This window comes from Tessaracoccus antarcticus (assembly GCF_003688855.1).
GTDB lineage: Bacteria > Actinomycetota > Actinomycetes > Propionibacteriales > Propionibacteriaceae > Arachnia > Arachnia antarctica.
In genome coordinates this window covers 17,710-36,163 of sequence record NZ_REFW01000002.1, presented here as the reverse complement: position 1 = coordinate 36,163, position 18,454 = coordinate 17,710, and the positions used below count along the sequence as shown (strand labels likewise).

The window sequence follows — 18,454 nt, the reverse complement described above, 5'->3', positions numbered from 1 at the left end:
ATGCCGCTGCTATGGTCGTTTTCACCAAGGATCGGTCAGCCCGTCGATGTGGATGGGCACGGACTTCCACACGAGTGATCGGAGCGGTCATGGATATCAATGAGGTCATCGTCTGGGTACTGATGATTTGCATGGTTCTGGGTGGAATCGACCGGGCCATCGGCAACAAGTTCGGCCTCGGAGAGAAGTTCGAGGAGGGATTCATGGCCCTCGGACCGCTCGCACTGGCCATGGTGGGGGTCATCTCCCTCGCGCCGGTCCTCGAGAAGCTCCTGACACCCATCATCAGTCCCGTGTACAACCTCCTCGGTGCAGATCCTGCAATGTTCGCCGGCACGCTCCTCGCCAACGACATGGGTGGCTGGGCACTCGCCGAGCAGATGGCGAGCAGTGCCGACGCCGCCCGACTGTCGGGCCTGATCCTCGGATCCATGATGGGCGCCACCGTCGTCTTCACCATCCCGGTATCGCTCGGCATCATCCAGAAGGCCGACCGGCCCTACCTGGCCAAAGGCATCCTCGCGGGCATCGTGGCCATCCCCGTTGGCGTCCTCGTGGGCGGGCTGCTGGCCGGCTTCAACCCGGCCATGGTGCTGATGAACCTCATCCCCATCGTCCTGGCTGCGTTGCTGATCGCGCTGGGTCTGTGGCGCGCGCCCGACAAAATGACGACAGGGTTTGAATGGTTCGGCAAGGGGCTCGTGGCGTTGATCTCGCTGGGCCTCGTGATTGGTGTCTTCGAGTTCATGACCGGCGTCAAGATCATGCCGGCCGGATGGGAGTTGGCTCCGCCCACCGAAGGACTCGCCACCGTCGGCCTCATCGGCATGATGTTGCTGGGCGCATTCCCGGCAGTCGCCCTCATCATCAAGTTCGCCAGCAAGCCTCTCTCGAAAGTGGGCCGGCTCATCGGCGTCAACGACTCCGCTGCCGGCGGCATGATCGCAACGCTGGCAAACAACATCCCCATGTTCGAAATGATGAAGGACATGGACCCACGGGGCAAGGTCGTCAACGCCGCCTTCGCCGTCGGAGCCGCCTTCGCGTTCGGAGACCACCTGGGGTTCACCGCGGGCATCGCACGCGACATGATTTTCCCGGTCATCGCAGGCAAGCTCGTGGCAGGCATCTCGGCCGTCGGCATCGCATTGCTCCTCTTCCGCAAGTCGCTGCCGGCCTCCGTCCCCGCAACCCAACCGGACGCCGACGTCCCGGACCATGCCGCATCCACTGGCCCCGCCGCAACGCTCGGTGGCACGCTCAACGAAACCACGAGGTCCTGACCATGGATTTCGCCCGCGTGGTTGGCTCAGCCGTTGCGACGATCAAATCTGATGCCCTGAAGGGCCACAAACTACTCGTCCTGAGGGCCGCAGACGCTTCTGACAATCTGTTCGGTGAGCCGTTCGTGGCTGTCGACGCAGTGGGAGCAGGTGAAGGCGAGTTTGTCCTCGTGAGCCGCGGCAGCTCCGCCCGCCAGACGACTGGCACTGAGGCTGCACCCGTGGATGCCGTGATCATGGCCATCCTTGACTCGGTGGAACTCGACGGCTCCACAAGTTTCCGGAAGTCGTGACGACCATGGCCATCGACCGGAGCACCAGGACATGACCACCAAGGACATTCTGAGCGTGGGCATCGACGTGGGCACCACGACCAGCCAACTCGTGCTCTCGCAGCTCACCGTGACCAACCAGGCCAGAGCGGGTCTTGTGCCCCGCCTCGACATCGACGCCAGGACGGTCCTCTACGAGAGCGAGCCACGCTTCACCCCACTCGTTGCCCCCGACGAGGTGGACGTGCCCCGGGTGATCGACTTCATCAAAGAGGAGTACCAGCGCGCGGGCGTCGACCCGAAGCAGGTCGAGACCGGCGCGGTCATCGTCACCGGCGAGACCGCCCGCGCCCGCAATGCCGAAGCCATCCTCGCCGGACTGGCCGATCTTGCCGGTGACTTCGTCGTGACCGTGGCGGGCCCCAATCTTGAGGCACAGATCGCCGCACGCGGCTCTGGCGCCGCCGAGTGGTCTTCCAAGCACTTCGCCACCGTTGTCAACGTCGACATCGGCGGCGGCTCCTCCAATGCCGCACTGTTTCGGGCCGGCAAACATGTGGCGTCGGCCGCGTCAATGGTGGGTGGGCGCCAGGCCGTTGTGGATTCTCGTTCCGGTCAACTCACACACCTTGCACCCTCCGCTGTCGCCATCGTGAAGGATCTCGGGCTTGACCTGTGTGTCGGGTCTCGACCCAACCTGTCCGAGCTGAAAAAACTCACCGACGCCATGGCCGACATCACCGTCGACCTCATGACCGGTCAACGGTCCCCCCTGGGGGACAAAGTGGCGCTGACGGAACCACTCGCCCAGCATGGCGATGTGTCCGCGTACTTCATCTCCGGGGGCATTGGCGCCCTGTACTACGACGGATCACCAGCACACACGTTGGAGCAGGTCGTCCGTTGGGGCGACATCGGGCCGTTGTTCGCCGAGTCGCTGCGCCACAACGAGCGCTTCAAAAAGCTGCGCATCGAACGCCCGGCGAACACGCTGCGCGCAACAGTCCTCGGAGCCGCCAGCCAGCAGGTGACCCTGTCAGGCTCCACCATCTGGACCGAAAGCTCCCAGCTGCCCCTCAAGAACCTGCCCGTCATCGAGCCGGACCTTCCCCCGCTCGCCGGCGCCACCGACGGGTCCATCGGGCAGGCCCTGGCCAAGGCGGTGGAGCGTTGGGACAGGGACACCACGGGAGAGGGAAACTTCGCCATCAGCCTCACACTTCCCCACGACATGAACTACCAGCAACTGCAGACAGTTGCCAATGGAGTCGGGTCGTATGCGGCGCGAACGCTGACCGTCGGCCAGCCGCTCATTCTGGTCACGGAGCAGGATTTCGCCCAGATTCTGGGCCAGACCATCAAGGGTGCCCAGCCGCAGCTACCCCTGATTGTCGTCGACCAGATCGGTCTGGGCGAAGGCGACTTCATCGATATCGGCGAGCCGATGTTCGACGGCCGAGTGGTACCCGTTTCAGTCAAGACCTTGGTTTTTTACCAGTAGGAGAGGGATTCGCGTGAAACCCGCAATGAAGGAGGTGCTGTGATGTTGCTCCGAACGAAGCTGTTTGGCGAGACATATGAATTCGCCACGATCAAAGAAGTACTCGCGAAGGCCAACGAGGAGAAGTCCGGCGACCAGCAGGCTGGCATCGCCGCCAACACTGCAGCCGAACGGGTCGCAGCGCGACTGGTGCTGGCTGAGGTGCCGCTCAGTGTGTTGCGCGAGAACCCGGTGGTGCCCTACGACGATGACGAGGTGACCCGAGCCATCGACGATGCCGTCAACGAGACCATCTACCAAGAGATCAAAGGGTGGACGGTGGGCGAGTTCCGAGAGTGGATCCTCTCGAACAAGACCGACTCCGACCAGATCCGGCGCGTCAGCAACGCACTGACCGGTGAGATGGTCGCCGGCGTCGCCAAGCTCATGAGCAATCTGGACCTGGTGGTGGGCGGCAGGAAAATCCACGTGGTCACGCACTGCAACAACACCATGGGCCTGCCCGGCACACTCGCTTCACGCAACCAGCCCAACCACCCCACCGATTCCATTGACGGCATCCGCGCAGCCACCTACGAGGGACTCTCCTACGGCTCTGGTGACTCCGTGATCGGGATCAATCCCTCCGACGACTCCGTCGGCAACGTCAGCCGCATCCTGGAAATGACGAAGGACATCATCGACCGGTGGGAGATCCCCACGCAGAACTGCGTCCTGTCCCATGTCACCACCCAGATGGAAGCCATGAAGCGGGGGGCCCCACTGGGGCTCATGTTCCAGAGCCTGGCAGGTTCGGAAAAGGCCATGCAGAGCTTCGGCATCAGCGTCGGGCTCCTCGACGAGGCGTACGACATGGCAAAGAAGTACGCCTGGACGACCGGCCCCAACTACATGTACTTCGAGACCGGACAGGGTTCCGCACTGTCGGCCGACGCCCACAACGGCGCCGATCAACTGGTACTGGAGGCTCGGAACTACAGCCTCGCCAAGCGATGGGATCCCTACCAGGTCAACACCGTGGTCGGGTTCATCGGCCCGGAGTACCTCTACGATTCACGTCAGATCAGCCGCGCCGCCCTCGAAGACCACTTCATGGGGAAGCTGACAGGCATTTCGATGGGATGCGACGTCTGCTACACCAACCATGCCGTGGCTGACCAGAATGACCTCGAGAGTCTCGCCGTACTGTTCGCCTCTGCCGGTGGCAGCTTCATCATGGGGGTACCCATGGGTGATGACGCGATGCTGTCCTACCAGTCGACCAGCTACCACGACGCCCCCTCACTGCGTCAAGCACTCGGCCTGAGGCCGCTACCCGAGTTCGAGGCGTGGATGGAAGACATCGGCATATGGAAGAACGGCCAGCTCACTGATCTGGCCGGCGACGCATCCCTATTCCTGCAGAGGTGAATGATGACTCAGACCATTGAAGAAGTCGTTGCCCGTGTACTCGCAGAGCTCCGCAACGAAGGGTTGGTGCCGGATGTGCAGCAACCCAGCGCCGGGGCCCGTGTGGATGACGCAGGCGGGCTCGTCATCGACCTGCCTGACCCCACCGAAGAAGTACATCGTCGGGCGATCGGGGTGACGGATCCGGCAGACCCCGACGGTCTCAAGAACCTGTGCGCCTCGACGTCGGCACGGTTGGGCGTCGGGCGCGCCGGGCCTCGGCCACTCACCAGGTCACTGCTGCTGTTCAAGGCGGACCATGGCGTGACCCAGGACGCCATCTATGGAGTGGTCAGCGAGGAGATCCGAGAGAAGTTCGGACTGTTCACCGTCCACACGAAGGCCCCCGAACGAGATGTGTATCTCCTGCGCCCCGACTGGGGACGTCTTCTTGACGATGAGGCGAAAGCCACCATCAAGGAGAACTGTATCCAGGGACCGGACGTTCAGATCTGCGTAGGGGACGGCCTGTCGGCTGCAGCTATCGACAACAACCTCACGGACATCTACCCCGCCCTCGAACAGGGGCTGAAATCAGCCGGGCTGACGTTGGGCACGCCGTTCTTCATCGAGAACGCACGCGTTGGCGTGATGAACGATGTCAACGCCATCATCCATGCCAAGGTCATCGTCCTGCTCATTGGCGAACGTCCCGGCCTCGGAATTGCCGATGCCATGAGCGCCTACATGGGGTTCGATCCGCAACCCGGCAAGACCGACGCAGATCGGGACCTGATTTGCATGATCACCACGCACGGCGGCACCAACCCGCTCGAGGCTGGCGCCTACGTCGTGGAGTTCGTGAAACGCATGATCAAGTACAGCGCGTCCGGCGTTCGGTTGCGCGAAGTTGCAGGCGATGCCTGAGAACAGAGAGGTAGCTGACCATGGGAATTCTTGAACCAGTGAAACCGACCATCTTGGCGGCTCGCATCATCTCCAACGTGGATCGCGCGTTCGCGGCGAAACTCAACCTGGGTGACAATCACCGTGCGCTGGCGCTCATCACCTGCGACATCGATGACTCCTTGTACGTCTCACTCGACGAGGCCACCAAGTTTGCAGAAGTGGACGTCGTCTACGCAAAGAGTTTCTACGCCGGCTCCGCTCACGCATCCGGTCCTCTCTCGGGTGAGATCATCGGCATCCTCGCTGGCCCCACACCGGCAGAGGTTCGCTCCGGGATGGATGCGTGCATCTCCCACTGCGAGACCGAGACGTGGTTCTACACGGCGGACGAGGCTGGAGAGCTTGCCTTCTTCCCCCACCTCATCAGCAGCACCGGAACCTACCTGTCGAAGGAGGCAGGTATATCCCAGGGAGAGTCGCTGGCCTACCTCATCGCCCCTCCATTGGAGGCGACCTACGCCCTCGACGCCGCTCTGAAGGCGGCCGACGTCGAGATGAAGGTGTTCTTCGAACCGCCGTCGGAGACGAACTATGCGGGGGGCTTGCTGACGGGCAGCCAGAGCGCTTGCCGCGCCGCGTGTTCCGCATTCCAGGACGCCGTGCTCGACGTTGCCGCACATCCCCGGAAGTACTAGACGATGACCACTTTCGATCGTGACCTGACGTCGGTACAGCAGGCTCGTGATCTCGCGGTCCGCAGCCGTGAGGCGATGAGGTCATTCCAGTTCGCTGAGCAGTCCACCGTGGACCGCATCTGTGAGGCCATGGTGGCGGCCGCCGTGCGGGAAGCGGCACGACTGGGGCAGCTCGCCCATGACGAGACCGGGTTCGGCTATCCGGACCACAAGCGTCTGAAGAACCAGTTCGCGGCCCAAGGTGTGTGGGACTCCATCAAGGATGTCCCGACGTGCGGTGTGCTGCGCCGCGACGACGTGGCCAAGGTCATCGAGATCGGTGCCCCGGTGGGTGTGCTGTGTGCTCTCACGCCATCGACCAATCCCACCTCCACCGCAATCTTCAAGGTGCTCATTGGGGTGAAGGCCCGCAATGGCGTGGTCGTGTCGCCCCATCCGTCCTCCGCCACATGCACTGCGGAGGCAGTGCGGGTCATGGTGGAAGCCGGGGAGGCCGCCGGGATGCCTGAAGGTCTGGTCAGCTGTATGACGGACCTCACCATTCAGGGCACCAATGAACTGATGAACCACCATGCGGTGTCGATGATCCTGGCGACAGGTGGACCGGGCATGGTCAAGGCTGCACACAGTTGCGGCAAGCCTGCCCTTGGAGTCGGGCCCGGTAACGTGCCCGCATACGTGGACCGCAGCGCGGACGTCGTCAAGGCTGCCGAGATGATCGTTGAGTCGAAGTCGTTTGACTGCTCCACCATCTGCGCGACCGAGCAGTCCGTGATCGCCGACCGCCCCATCGCTGAGCAACTGAAGCGGGAGATGCGCTCGCGCGGGGCCCACTGGCTGACCCCCGATGAGGCCGAAAAACTCGCCAGCAGGATGTTTCGTCCCAACGGCATGATGATCGCTGACTATGTCGGGCGAACGCCACAGCGCTTGGGGGAACTTGCGGGTATCGACGTTCCCGGATCCGCGCGGGTGTTGGTGGCCGATCTCGAGGGCGTGGGCCCGAAGTTCCCGTTGTCGCGAGAGAAGCTGACGTCGGTGCTGGGCTTCATGGTGGAGGATGGCTGGCACGCTGGCTGCGAGCGATCCATCCAGTTGCTGCGATTCGGTGGCGACGGGCACTCCGTGGTGATTCACTCACGCGACGAGGAATCAATCATGGCCTTCGGTATCGAGAAGCCGGCATTCCGGATCCTCGTCAACACGTGGGGGTCGCTCGGCGGCGTCGGTTTCACAACCGGTATCCGCCCGTCCATGACCCTGGGGCCGGGAGGCATGGGCGGCGCTGCAGTGAGCGACAACATCACGGTCGAGCACGTCCTCAACGTGAAACGCATCGCCTACCACCTGCACGACGTCGATCCGGCCGCACGCACCGCCCATGGCGGTGGCGCCGGCTCCGTCCCACCAGCTGCTTCTCCCGAAGCCGACCTGATCGAACGCGTCGTCCGACGCGTCGTCGAAGAGATGCGGAGGTAATGGCCAGATGACCGACACCACGGAGACAACACACCCGAAACCCCGGGCACATACGCAGGACAGGAAGGACCCACCGCAGTCTCCGGAACCCACCACCACTGAATCGCAACACAATCCACCCAGCGAAACCACCAGCACAACCACACGAAGGAGCACTCCAATGGCAGATGTTCAGATGATCGCACTCGGCATGGTCGAGACCAGGGGCCTCATTGGCGCCATCGAAGCCGCCGACGCAATGGTGAAGGCAGCCAACGTCAAGCTGATCGGCAAGGAGCAGATCGGGGCCGCCTACGTCACCGTCATGGTTCGCGGTGACGTCGGTGCAGTCAAGGCCGCCACCGACGCCGGCGCAGCCGCAGCCGGACGAGTGGGCGAACTCATCTCCGTGCACGTGATTCCGCGTCCGCACGGTGACGTCGAGGCCATCCTGCCCCAGGCCAACTGAGCCGAGTCAGAAGAACTGACACGAGAACGAAGGCGACGTGACCCGAATCGTGATTGCTGCGGATGACGTGCTGGGTGTGGAGCCCGGCGGACACCTCCTGGTGCCGCCGGGTGCCCTCGTCACCCCGCTCGCCCGTGACGTGGCACGTGAGCGCAGTGTCACCTTCACCACGAAGGCCCCTGCGTCAACGCCCCGCCCGGAAGACGCCCTCGAGCAACGGATCCGCTCGATTGTCGCCACGATGCTCCTTCCCGGCGCAGTCCCCGGGAGGCACCCAGTGAAGCTGGCGCAGGCTCGGAGCGTGACATTGGAACCGTTCGGCCACCCAGGTCCGAGTCCTGACCAGCAGGTCCGGGTCAAGGACGTCATCACGTCCGATGATGGCTCGCCGATGGCCGCTGGTTACATGAGTTTGACGGCCGGCAGCTTCTCGTGGGACTTCGGATACGACGAAGTACAGATCGTCTTGGAGGGTGAGCTGCACCTGGGGGGCGACGGCGGGGACCGCATCGGTCATCCGGGAGACATCTTCTACATCCCGAAGGGTTCGCACATCACTTTCGGCACCCCGAGCTGGACCAAGTTCGTCTACGTGACGTTCCCCGCCGACTGGGAGGGCCAGAGCTGATGGTTGTCACCGAGGTCGATCTGCGCGACCAACTCCGCCGACCAGCGCTCGGTGACACCATCATCGTCCCTGCGGGGGCGAGGCTATCGCCCGCAGCGAGGGACTTCGTCAACCAGTGGCAGCTCGTCATGGTGGAACAGGATCACAGGGGAGAAACCCCGCAACAGGTTGTCTGGGACAAGCCTGCAGCATTTCCAGTGACATCGACGGACGACCCATGTTGCAGTGCCTGCGGGGGCCACGTCGCGGAGAAGCCCAGCGCGCTCACCCAATTGAACGCCCATCACTACGCCCCCAAAACCCATCCGCGCATCATTCTGCGCGGGCAGATCGATTCTCTCCACGCTCTGATCCTTCTTGTCCAGGGCCTTGCCCGTGACGCGGGTGCGGAAGAGACCCGGAGCAGCCTCGGAACCCTGGCCGCCTACTGCCGCGAACTCATGAGCGCCGAGTACAACGAACGCCCGTGCGCTGCGCTTGAGCTGGGTGGCATCAGCGAGTCTGACATGCACCACGCCACCCACGATCCTCTCGGGGCGCTTGGCATCCAGCATTTGGCGATTGACGACACTGAGCCGATGCTGCAGCACTGGTTGAACGTGGCGCGCACCCAGGCCCGCCAACTCGAGATCACGGCGCTGCAGACGTTCGAGTCCCCCCACCACCCCTACGGCGCCTCGATATGCCATGGTCTGAATCGTCTCTCCAGCGCCGTCTACTATGTGGCTCTGCGCCTCGCGGCAAGTGCCTGACATGGCACGGTCCCCAGTGGAAGCGACCATGGCGTCAGCTGCCAGAGCCATCACCAAAAGGAAGTTCGCGCTACCGCCCGAGTTGCCGATCCGGGTGGGGGTCGACCTTGGCACAGCCTTCAGTGTGATGTTCGTCACCGATGAGGCTGGCAGGCCTCTGGCGGGAACACACGTGTTCGCCGACGTGGTGCGAGACGGCATCGTCTGGGACTTCGCCGGAGCCGTCTCCACCATCGTGGGCCTGAAGCAGAAACTTGAGGAACGCACAGGACGGCAGCTCTCCAGCGGCGCAGTGACCATTCCTCCGGGTGTCTCCACCAGCGACCACCGCGCGCACAAGTATGTGCTGGAGGCAGCCGGCATCGAGTGCACCGCGGTCGTGGATGAACCCACCGCCGCCAATTCCATATTGGGCATCATGGATGGAGCCGTCGTCGACATCGGCGGTGGCACCACAGGCATCGCCGTCGTGTCGGACGGCACGATCGTCGCCACGTTCGACGAACCCAGCGGGGGCACACACATGTCGCTGGTCATCGCTGGAGCGCTCAAGATCCCTTTTGAAGAGGCAGAGCTGTTGAAGAGGGACACCCGGAATCACGCGAGGCTTTTTCCCATCATTGTCCCGGTACTGGAAAAAATGTCGACGATCGTACGCGATGCCATCGACGTGCACCACGTGCCCAGAATCCACCTGGTCGGCGGGACCAGCGCCTTCACCGGCATTGAGGAAGTCATGACCCGCGTGACCGGCGTTCCTGCCGAGATCGCCCCCGAACCCATGCTCGTCACCCCGCTGGGTGTCGCGAGCTTCGCCGACATCATCACCGACACGAAAGGGTGGTGACCACGTTGCCAGCCACAGAGGAATTCCAGCTCCGCACCTTCTGCCACTTGGACAGGATGCAACCCCAGTTTGCCGCCTTCATCGGCACGATTACCCAGGGCGACCCGCCTGTGGAGGGTATGTCGAGTCTGTACGTCGAAATGTCCCCGGGTAACTGGGTGTTCAAAGTGGTGGACAAGGTGGTCAAGGGCACGGATGTGCGCCCCGGCAGCCAGATCGTCGAACGCCAGTACGGAATGTTCGAGGTCCACTCAATGTCCCAGGCGGACGTGTTGCGAGCGGGCGAGGTCGTTCTTGAGGAATTGGGGATGCATCTCGAGGATCGCATCAAACCAACGGTGGCCTCCGAGCAGGTCATCACCAACGTCAACCCTTACCAGGCGCAACTCCTGAACCGGATGAATCGCGGCACGATGCTGGTGGCAGGCCAGACACTGCTGGTCCTTGAGGTCGAGCCGGCCGCCTACATCACCCTCGCTGCCAACGAGGCGGAGAAGGCATCTCCCGTCTCTCTGAACCACTTCTCAGCAGTCGGCGTCTACGGGCGGCTATGGATGTCGGGAACAGAATCCGACATCGCAGCGGCCAGGCAGGCCGCACTCAACGCCATCGAATCCGTCACCGGACGCTAGGAGCCACCCATGTCCCGCCAGATCATCACCAAAGACCGCGTGTTGGAAGTACTCGGGGAAGGCTCCACTGAGCTTCACCTCGAGAAAAATGACATCATCACGGCGGTGGCCATCGAAGTGGCGGAGCAGAGGGGGCTACGGATCGTCAGGTCCGATGTGCCCCCCCGCGCCACCCCACCCGCGGCCACCACACCGGGCGGTGCACCCACCCCCACTCGGACACCACCGTCCACCGTCCACGAGGGCGCACCCACTCCCCGACAGATCAAGGACGCCGTCATGAGTCAGTTGGGGACGGAACCGGACGGCCTCGATGCCATCATCGCGAAGGTTCTGAAGGGCTGACACACATGACGGCACAGTCCCTTTTCTTGCTGTCCACGACGTCGGACGCCGACATCACGGGGCTCGTTGCACGCATCACCGCCGTGTGGGGAAGGAACCACAAGTCCATCGCCGTTTTCAGTCCCTTCACGGACCATCCCGATACGGGACTCGGCATCACGCATGCCGGCGTCGGCCTCATGAGTGCATTTGCCGACCGTGCCAGCACGCAGTCATACCTGCTCGATCTTCACGGTGAATTGCTGGGAACCCACGATGCCGTGTTGGTGGTTGGATCTGCCGGGGGCAGCGCTCTGGCGGCTCTGGAGTTCGACCTGAATGCCGAACTGGCTGCCAACTTGGGAACTCCGGCACTCCTCGTGGTCGACGAGGCCGCCGAGGCCGCAGCAATCGCTGCTGCCCGGGCCCGGCATGTCACGGTTCGGGGAACGTTGCGCCCCGACGCGGCACAGGCGAGTGACTCCTCACTCGTCGTCAGTGGCGCAGACGTCGACGAGTTGCTGAGGCAGTTGAAGCCGGGCTGTGTGGTGGTGCTCGACGCACAGCGTCAGGACGTACAACTGGCACTCGCGGTCGCCGGAATGACTGGTAGAGCGACCCCCGCAAGCATCGTGTGCTGCGGCACGATGGATCCCGCATGGACGCGGCTACTCCAGTCGACCTTCCCCGGCGTCACAGTCGAGAATGCTTCAGCGCCGCGTGCCTCGGTGGCGACTGCGTTGCGTAGTGCCTGCGGACGGTCTCGCTTGGACGCAGATGTCGCCGTCAGCACGCAGGAGTCGGTCGCCATGACTCCACTGCGTTTTGAGCATCTTCTCCTGCGGCGGGCCCGAGCCGCGCGCCAACACATAGTTCTCCCCGAGGGCGATGAACCAAGGATCCTCCTCGCGGCCGCCGCCCTGCTCACGCGCGGCGTCTGCCGACTCACGCTGCTCGGCGACCCGCTGGCCATCAAGGCCAAAGCGGCTGAGCTGGGAGCCGACATCTCGTGTGCCGAGTTCATCAACCCAGCCGACAGCGAGCACCTCGAGCAGTTCGCAATGCGGTACGCCGAACTGCGCGCGAAGAAGGGGGTCACGCTTGAGCAGGCGCGCGAGAAGGTCACAGATGTTTCCTACTTCGGCACCATGATGGTGCTGGAGGGCTTGGCCGGAGGAATGGTTTCCGGCGCAGCGCACACAACTGCGCACACGATTCGTCCAGCACTCGAGGTGATCAGGACCCGACCCGGCGTCTCGGTCGTGTCCTCCGTTGTCTTCATGTGTCTTGCCGATCACGTGCTGGTGTTCGGCGACTGCGCCGTCAACCCCAACCCCACACCGATCCAGCTGGCAGACATTGCCATCAGCTCCGCCGCCACGGCTCGTGACTTCGGTATTGAGCCACGCGTCGCAATGTTGTCGTACTCCACAGGACAGTCCGGATTGGGGTCAGATGTGGACCTCGTGGCCGAGGCAACCGCCCTCGTGGCGAAGCGAGAGCCCGGGCTGCTCGTTGATGGTCCCCTGCAATTCGACGCTGCTGTGGATCCCGGTGTGGCCCGCAGCAAGCGCCCCGGATCACCAGTCGCTGGCCGGGCCACAGTACTGGTGTTTCCTGACCTGGATGCAGGAAACATCGCCTACAAAGCGGTGCAGCGCACTGCCGGAGCCCTCGCCATTGGGCAGGTGCTGCAGGGCCTGAACAAGCCGGTCAACGACTTGTCGCGCGGCGCCACAGTCGGTGACATCGTGAACACGATAGCCATCACAGCCGTACAGGCATCAGAGGTGCAGTGACGTGAGCACCATGAAGGCGGCAGTCGTCACCACGTTCGGAGCGCCACTGGAGTTGTTGGATCTTCCGATCCCCACCCCGGGGGCCGGGGAGGTGCTGGTGAGGGTGCGTGCATCCGGCGTCTGCCACACGGATCTGCACGCTGCGCGCGGCGACTGGCCCGACAAGCCCGCGTTACCGATCATTCCCGGCCACGAGGCTGTGGGGGAGGTAGTGGAGATCGGCGAGCGAGTCACCTCCGTCGCGGTGGGCGACAGGGTGGGTGTCCCGTGGTTGCATCGGGCATGCGGAAACTGCGAGGCGTGCCTGTCGGGCTGGGAGACACTGTGCCCTCAGCAGCAACGCAGTGGATATGACGTCGCGGGCGGGTTCGCCGAGTACGTGGTGGCCGATGCCGCCTACGTCGCCCACATCCCCCACGGCATCGACTTCCTCCACGCCGCTCCCCTCATCTGCGCCGGATTGACTGTCTACAAGGGACTGCGCATGGTGGACGCCAAGCCCGGCGACTGGGTGGTTGTCTCCGGCATCGGCGGCCTGGGACATCTCGCGGTGCAGTACGCCGCTGCGATGGGGTTCCAGGTCATCGCCACTGACATCGACGAGACCAAGCTCGACCTCGCGGCGTCGCTCGGCGCCACAATGACAATCAACGCCAAGAAGGTTGATCCTGCCGGATACATCCACCGCCAGATCGGCGGCGCCCACGGCGCTCTCGTCACGGCCGTGTCCACCGCAGCATTCGGCCAGGCTCTGGGAATGATGCGCCCCGGTGGCACCGTGGTGCTCAACGGCGTTCCACCGGGCAGTTTCTCTGTCAACATCTACGACCTGGTCATGCGGGCGATCACGATGCGAGGGTCCATCGTCGGGACTCGACACGACCTCTCCCGGGCCCTGGCGCTCGCAGCCCAGCGCAACATCCGCCCCACCGTGCACCCGGCAGACCTATCATCCATCAACGCCATTCTGGAGAAGATGGCCAACTGGCCCATGCCGGGTCGGGTGGTCCTCGAGTTTCCCTGACCAACGCGTGCCTCAGATGCGCACCCCATCGAACGAGGGTGCCTCATCGTAGATCCCCCGGTTGAGAATGCCCTCACGCTTGGCAACGATCGTGGGCACCAGCGCCTGGCCCGTGACGTTCAGGGCGGTGCGGCCCATGTCCACGATGGGCTCGACGGCCAGCAGCAGGCCGACGCCAGCCAGCGGCAGTCCGAGCGTTGACAGGGTCAGCGTGAGCATCACCGTGGCGCCGGTGGTGCCAGCGGTTGCGGCCGAGCCCAGCACGGATACGAAGATGATGAGCAGGTACTGCGTGATGCTGAGGTCAATGCCGTAGAACTGGGCCACGAAGATGGCCGCCAGTGCGGGATACACCGCGGCGCATCCGTCCATCTTGGTGGTGGCGCCCAGCGGTACCGCGAAGCTGGCATAGGAGCGCGGGACGCCAAGGTTGCGCTCCGTCACCTGCTGGGTGACGGGCATGACACCCATGGACGAGCGGGTCACGAAGCCGAGGGTGATGACGGGCCACACGTTGCGGTAGAACGTGGCGACGGGCAGACCGTTCAGCTTCAGGATCACGGGGTAGACGACGGCCCAGACGATGATGAGCCCGACGTACAGGGCGGCGGTGAAGGTCCCCAGCGAGGCGAGCGACGCCCAGCCGTAGGCAACGATGGCGTGTCCGATGAGGGCGGCCGTACCGATGGGCGCCAAGCGGATGATCCACCACAGGACCTTCTGCACCACGGCGAGGGCGGACTCGGTGAAGCTGATGAAGCCGTCAGCCTTCTCCCCCACCTTGAGCGCAGCAATACCGAAGGCGATGGACAGGACCAGGATTTGCAGCACGTTGACCGATGCGCTACCGGTGAAGCCTGTGTCGACGGACCCGGACACCCGCACCCCCAGACCGAAGATGTTCTCCGGCAGCAGGCCCGTCAGGAACGCGGTCCAGGAGCCCATGGAGCTCGGCTCACGCTCGGCGGCCGACGTCACCCCGCCCGTCAGCCAGGGCCGCGTGACGAGGCCCACACCGATGCCCACGAGAACCGAGATGAATGCCGTGATCGCGAACCACAACAGTGTCTGCAGCGCGAGACGGGCCGCATTGGCAACTTCCCGCAGCCGGGCTATGGAGGAGATGACAGCGGTGACGACGAGCGGGACGACGAGGAGCTTCAGCAGGCCCACGTAGGCGCCGCCGATCTCGTCGAGGGTGACGGAAAGCCAGTTCGGTGGGGCGTCCTCGCCAACACCGTTGGGGCCGATGGCGACGGCGATGCCGCCGAGCACGACACCGATGACGAGTCCAAGGACGATCTGCACGCTGAACTTGGAGAGCGGATTCTTCTTCTCGGGCGCAGAGGGTTGCGCCTCAACCTGAGTGGTCGCAGACATGGTGATCCCTTGGGGCAGTGGGTAAACGGATGGTCCGCCCGCCCCAACAGGGCGGGATGTTGGCGATGAGGAGGGGCGGGCCCTCAACAGATCGCGCTGGACTGGCGTTGCAGATCGACCCACGCACGGGTGACGAGAAGCAGGACCATGACCTCATCACACCAGCGGCACGGCACATCCAGCAACTCCGTCCGCCACCAGCGAACTGGGGAATACCGTCGGCATTCCCGTGGGGTTCCCTCAATGGTGGACGGGCGGGGCCTTGGGGATCGCTTCGCCGGCAGAGCCGTGCACGTGCGCCCGGTAGTGCTCGCTGACCCTGCGCAGATAGGACTCGATGACGGCCTGCTCGTTCTGCGTGTAGTACGTGTCGATGTCCCTGTGCATGTCGAACACTGGTTTCAGTGTCGCGAACATCGCGTTCTGGGCGTGCTCGGTCACCACGAGCTGTTTGCGTCGACGGTCATGGGAATGCCTGCGTCGTTCGACGTGACCGGCTTCCTCGAGCCTGTCCACGAGGACGGTGGCGGAGGCCGTGGTGATCCCGAGCAGGGATGCCAGGCCGGCAGGGCCCACCCCCGAGTTGCCGATGAGGTGCTCCAGCGCGGCGACGTCGTTGCGACCCAGCTTCAACTCGTCGGCGACGTGGCGCTGAAGGTCGCCATAGTTGCGGAGCAGATCACGCAGAGCCCGGGTCACGGAGCTCCCGACTGCGGTGTAGCGCCCCACCTGTTCCGAGTTCTCGGATGGGATTGACGACGACATGCTAGTTAGTCTAGCTTAAACATCAGCTAGATTAACTAGTCATAAAACGTTCAAGGAGATTCCGTGACCGCAACCGACACGAAGACTGCGGCCGGGCGCCACCGCCCGGACAGGCAGTCGCGGCCCAGGTCATCGAGTGTTCTGCGCATCCTCCTGCCTGCAGTCCTCGTCGTCATCTGGTTCGCGGCGGCCGGCGTGGGCGGTCCCTATTTCGGACGCATCGACGAGGTCGCCAGCAACGACCAGGCAAGCTTCCTGCCGGCCAACGCCGACGCCACCACGGTGGGTGAGCGATTCATCGACTTCGTCGGGGACAGCCAGATCCCCGCCATCGTCATCGTGGACTCCGCCTCTCCTCTCGACGAGGCCACCCTCAAGACGCTGTCGGACACAGTGGCCTCCCTGGCAGACCTCGACGGAGTGGATTCCACATCCCCGCTCATCCCCTCCGAGGACGGATTGGCGGCCCAGGCCTTCGCCCCACTGTCCACGGATTCCGAGATCGGCGACACGGTCAACACCATCCGCGACAGGCTCCGCGAGAACCTCCCCGACGGCGTCACAGCCCACGTCACCGGACCGGCCGGGTTCACCGCAGACCTCACGGATGCCTTCGCCGGGATTGACGGCATCCTGCTGCTCGTGGCGCTGGGGGCGGTCCTCGTCATCCTTCTTCTCGTGTATCGGGCAGTGCTGTTGCCGTTTCTGGTGCTCGCCACCAGCCTGTTCGCTCTCTGCGTGGCGCTGTTGGTGAACTGGTGGCTGGCCAAGGCGGGGATCCTCACCCTCAACGGGCAGACCCAGGGCATCCTCTTCATTCTCGTCATCGGCGCCACCACCGACTACTCCCTTCTGTACACCTCCCGCTACGCCGAGGAACTGCGCCGCCACACGTCCCGCCACGTGGCGACGATGGCCACCCTCAAGGGAGCCTTCGAACCGATCATCGCCTCCGGCGGCACCGTCATCGCGGGACTGCTGTGCCTCCTGCTCAGCGACCTGTCCTCCAACAAATCCTTGGGCCCCGTGGCCGCCATCGGCATCGTGTTCGCCATGCTCGCCGCGCTGACTCTGCTGCCGGCGATGCTGTACCTGGTGGGCCGCAGCGCCTTCTGGCCACGCCGCCCCCTGTTCGACCCCGATCGTTCATCCGAGGCCCAGATGACATCGGGCCCCTACGCCGCTGCTGGGCGCTTCATCACGAAGAGGCCACGGGCCACGTGGATCGTGTGCGCGCTGCTGTTGGCGGCCGGTGCCGCATTCGTTCCCACCCTGAAGGCCGACGGCGTCCCCGCCAGCGAACTCGTGCTGGGAACCAGTGATGCACGCGACGGGCAGGCTGTCCTGGCGGACCACTTCCCCGGTGGATCCGGCGACCCTGCCAACGTGCTCGTTGACACGGCACGCCTCCAAGGGGTGGCCGACGTGCTGCTGGCCTCCGACGGCGTCTCATCGCTGAGCGTGCTGGCCACGGATTCCCCGTCGGGCTCGGCGCCCGTCACCACTGACGGCGTACAGCCACTCGGACCCCCCGGAACCCCTGCACCGGAGCCAACCGTCAACGGCGGCCAGGTCCTGCTCCAGGCAACGCTGACTGACCCTGCCGACACCCCCGAGGCCGAGTCCACCGTCAGGTCGCTGAGGGCTGACCTCGGCAACACGGCCAAGGTGGGTGGGACGACCGCGGTGGCCATCGACACCAAGGACACCTCCATCCACGACCGCAACCTCATCATCCCCGTGGTGCTGGTGGTCATCCTCGTCATCCTCATGCTGCTCCTGCGCAGCGTGCTGGCCCCGGTGCTGCTCATCGCCACGACGGTGCTGTCCTTCGGCACCGCCATGGGCACGTCTGCCATCGTGTTCAACCACGTCCTGAAGCTGCCGGGGGCAGACCCGTCGGTGCCGCTGTACGGGTTCGTGTTCCTGGTGGCGCTGGGCATCGACTACAACATCTTCCTCATGACCCGCGTGAGGGAGGAGTCCCTGGTCCACGGCACCCGGCAGGGCATCGTCCGGGGCCTCGCAGTGACTGGCGGCGTCATCACGTCGGCCGGCATCGTGCTGGCCGCCACCTTCAGCGCCCTGGCTGTGCTGCCCATCCTGTTCCTGCTGCAGTTGGCATTCATTGTTGCGTTCGGCGTGCTGCTCGACACCTTCGTGGTGCGCACCCTGCTGGTACCTGCCCTGACCTACGACATCGGCCCGGCCATCTGGTGGCCGAAGCGGCTGCACGTGGACCGGTTCGGCCGACACGGCATCGACGCGGAGCAGGTCGAGACCAGCGCCCCTGGTTGAGCAGCTTTCCTCGGGGAGAAGCTCCGCCG

18 protein-coding genes are annotated in these 18,454 nt (G+C 64.2%); 16 read left to right on the top strand and 2 right to left on the bottom strand.

What is annotated here, in order from left to right; genetic code table 11:
• Nucleotides 1-89: 89 nt before the first annotated feature.
• The 15 genes from EAX62_RS07470 to EAX62_RS07400 all read left to right on the top strand — a co-directional run bounded on the left by EAX62_RS07470 (nucleotide 90) and on the right by EAX62_RS07400 (nucleotide 13,982).
• Nucleotides 90-1,283, top strand: coding sequence for an ethanolamine utilization protein EutH (locus EAX62_RS07470; RefSeq protein ID WP_121901729.1), 1,194 nt, complete (start codon nucleotides 90-92; stop codon nucleotides 1,281-1,283).
• Between the two features lie 2 nt (nucleotides 1,284-1,285).
• The gene (locus EAX62_RS07465) at nucleotides 1,286-1,576 is read left to right on the top strand and encodes a EutN/CcmL family microcompartment protein (RefSeq protein ID WP_121901090.1); all 291 of its coding nucleotides are present in this window, start codon (nucleotides 1,286-1,288) and stop codon (nucleotides 1,574-1,576) included.
• Nucleotides 1,577-1,607: 31 nt separating this feature from the next.
• Entirely contained in the window at nucleotides 1,608-3,056 is a 1,449-nt protein-coding gene (locus tag EAX62_RS07460) for an ethanolamine ammonia-lyase reactivating factor EutA (RefSeq protein ID WP_121901089.1), read from the top strand.
• Between the two features lie 42 nt (nucleotides 3,057-3,098).
• Complete coding sequence (locus EAX62_RS07455; RefSeq protein ID WP_121901088.1) at nucleotides 3,099-4,466, top strand: ethanolamine ammonia-lyase subunit EutB; 1,368 nt, start codon at nucleotides 3,099-3,101, stop codon at nucleotides 4,464-4,466.
• Between the two features lie 3 nt (nucleotides 4,467-4,469).
• A complete protein-coding gene (gene eutC / locus EAX62_RS07450; RefSeq protein ID WP_121901728.1) occupies nucleotides 4,470-5,372 on the top strand; it encodes an ethanolamine ammonia-lyase subunit EutC in 903 nt (300 codons plus the stop codon).
• A 38-nt stretch (nucleotides 5,373-5,410) separates the two neighbouring features.
• On the top strand, nucleotides 5,411-6,049 hold the full coding sequence (eutL, locus tag EAX62_RS07445; RefSeq protein WP_233557860.1) for an ethanolamine utilization microcompartment protein EutL: 639 nt from the start codon (nucleotides 5,411-5,413) through the stop codon (nucleotides 6,047-6,049).
• Nucleotides 6,050-6,052: 3 nt separating this feature from the next.
• Nucleotides 6,053-7,528, top strand: a complete 1,476-nt coding sequence (locus EAX62_RS07440; protein ID WP_121901087.1) for an aldehyde dehydrogenase family protein — start codon at nucleotides 6,053-6,055, stop codon at nucleotides 7,526-7,528.
• A gap of 160 nt (nucleotides 7,529-7,688) precedes the next feature.
• Nucleotides 7,689-7,976, top strand: a complete 288-nt coding sequence (eutM, locus tag EAX62_RS07435; protein ID WP_121901086.1) for an ethanolamine utilization microcompartment protein EutM — start codon at nucleotides 7,689-7,691, stop codon at nucleotides 7,974-7,976.
• Between the two features lie 37 nt (nucleotides 7,977-8,013).
• A complete protein-coding gene (locus EAX62_RS07430) occupies nucleotides 8,014-8,604 on the top strand; it encodes a cupin domain-containing protein (RefSeq protein ID WP_121901085.1) in 591 nt (196 codons plus the stop codon).
• On the top strand, nucleotides 8,604-9,356 hold the full coding sequence (locus EAX62_RS07425; protein ID WP_121901084.1) for a hypothetical protein: 753 nt from the start codon (nucleotides 8,604-8,606) through the stop codon (nucleotides 9,354-9,356). Before EAX62_RS07430 ends, EAX62_RS07425 begins: the two co-directional genes overlap by 1 nt.
• A gap of 28 nt (nucleotides 9,357-9,384) precedes the next feature.
• Nucleotides 9,385-10,203 carry an ethanolamine utilization protein EutJ gene (eutJ, locus tag EAX62_RS07420; protein ID WP_158600585.1) on the top strand — a complete coding sequence of 273 codons (819 nt, stop codon included), beginning with the start codon at nucleotides 9,385-9,387 and terminating at the stop codon, nucleotides 10,201-10,203.
• Nucleotides 10,200-10,835, top strand: a complete 636-nt coding sequence (locus EAX62_RS07415; RefSeq protein WP_233557859.1) for a hypothetical protein — start codon at nucleotides 10,200-10,202, stop codon at nucleotides 10,833-10,835. Before eutJ ends, EAX62_RS07415 begins: the two co-directional genes overlap by 4 nt.
• A gap of 9 nt (nucleotides 10,836-10,844) precedes the next feature.
• The gene (locus tag EAX62_RS07410) at nucleotides 10,845-11,180 is read left to right on the top strand and encodes a hypothetical protein (protein ID WP_121901082.1); all 336 of its coding nucleotides are present in this window, start codon (nucleotides 10,845-10,847) and stop codon (nucleotides 11,178-11,180) included.
• 5 nt (nucleotides 11,181-11,185) lie between these two features.
• Nucleotides 11,186-12,958, top strand: a complete 1,773-nt coding sequence (pta, locus tag EAX62_RS07405; RefSeq protein WP_121901081.1) for a phosphate acetyltransferase — start codon at nucleotides 11,186-11,188, stop codon at nucleotides 12,956-12,958.
• A 10-nt stretch (nucleotides 12,959-12,968) separates the two neighbouring features.
• Nucleotides 12,969-13,982 carry a zinc-dependent alcohol dehydrogenase gene (locus EAX62_RS07400; RefSeq protein WP_121901725.1) on the top strand — a complete coding sequence of 338 codons (1,014 nt, stop codon included), beginning with the start codon at nucleotides 12,969-12,971 and terminating at the stop codon, nucleotides 13,980-13,982.
• A gap of 12 nt (nucleotides 13,983-13,994) precedes the next feature.
• Here the strand turns inward: EAX62_RS07400 and EAX62_RS07395 are convergent, their stop codons facing one another.
• Together EAX62_RS07395 and EAX62_RS07390 are read right to left on the bottom strand one after the other, a co-directional pair.
• Nucleotides 13,995-15,362: a dicarboxylate/amino acid:cation symporter gene (locus EAX62_RS07395; RefSeq protein ID WP_121901080.1), complete on the bottom strand. Its 1,368-nt coding sequence runs from the start codon at nucleotides 15,360-15,362 to the stop codon at nucleotides 13,995-13,997.
• A 240-nt stretch (nucleotides 15,363-15,602) separates the two neighbouring features.
• Complete coding sequence (locus EAX62_RS07390; RefSeq protein ID WP_121901079.1) at nucleotides 15,603-16,127, bottom strand: MarR family winged helix-turn-helix transcriptional regulator; 525 nt, start codon at nucleotides 16,125-16,127, stop codon at nucleotides 15,603-15,605.
• Nucleotides 16,128-16,190: 63 nt separating this feature from the next.
• Between EAX62_RS07390 and EAX62_RS07385 the strand changes: the two genes are divergently transcribed.
• A complete protein-coding gene (locus EAX62_RS07385) occupies nucleotides 16,191-18,425 on the top strand; it encodes an MMPL family transporter (RefSeq protein ID WP_121901078.1) in 2,235 nt (744 codons plus the stop codon).
• The last annotated feature ends 29 nt before the right edge of the window (nucleotides 18,426-18,454 follow it).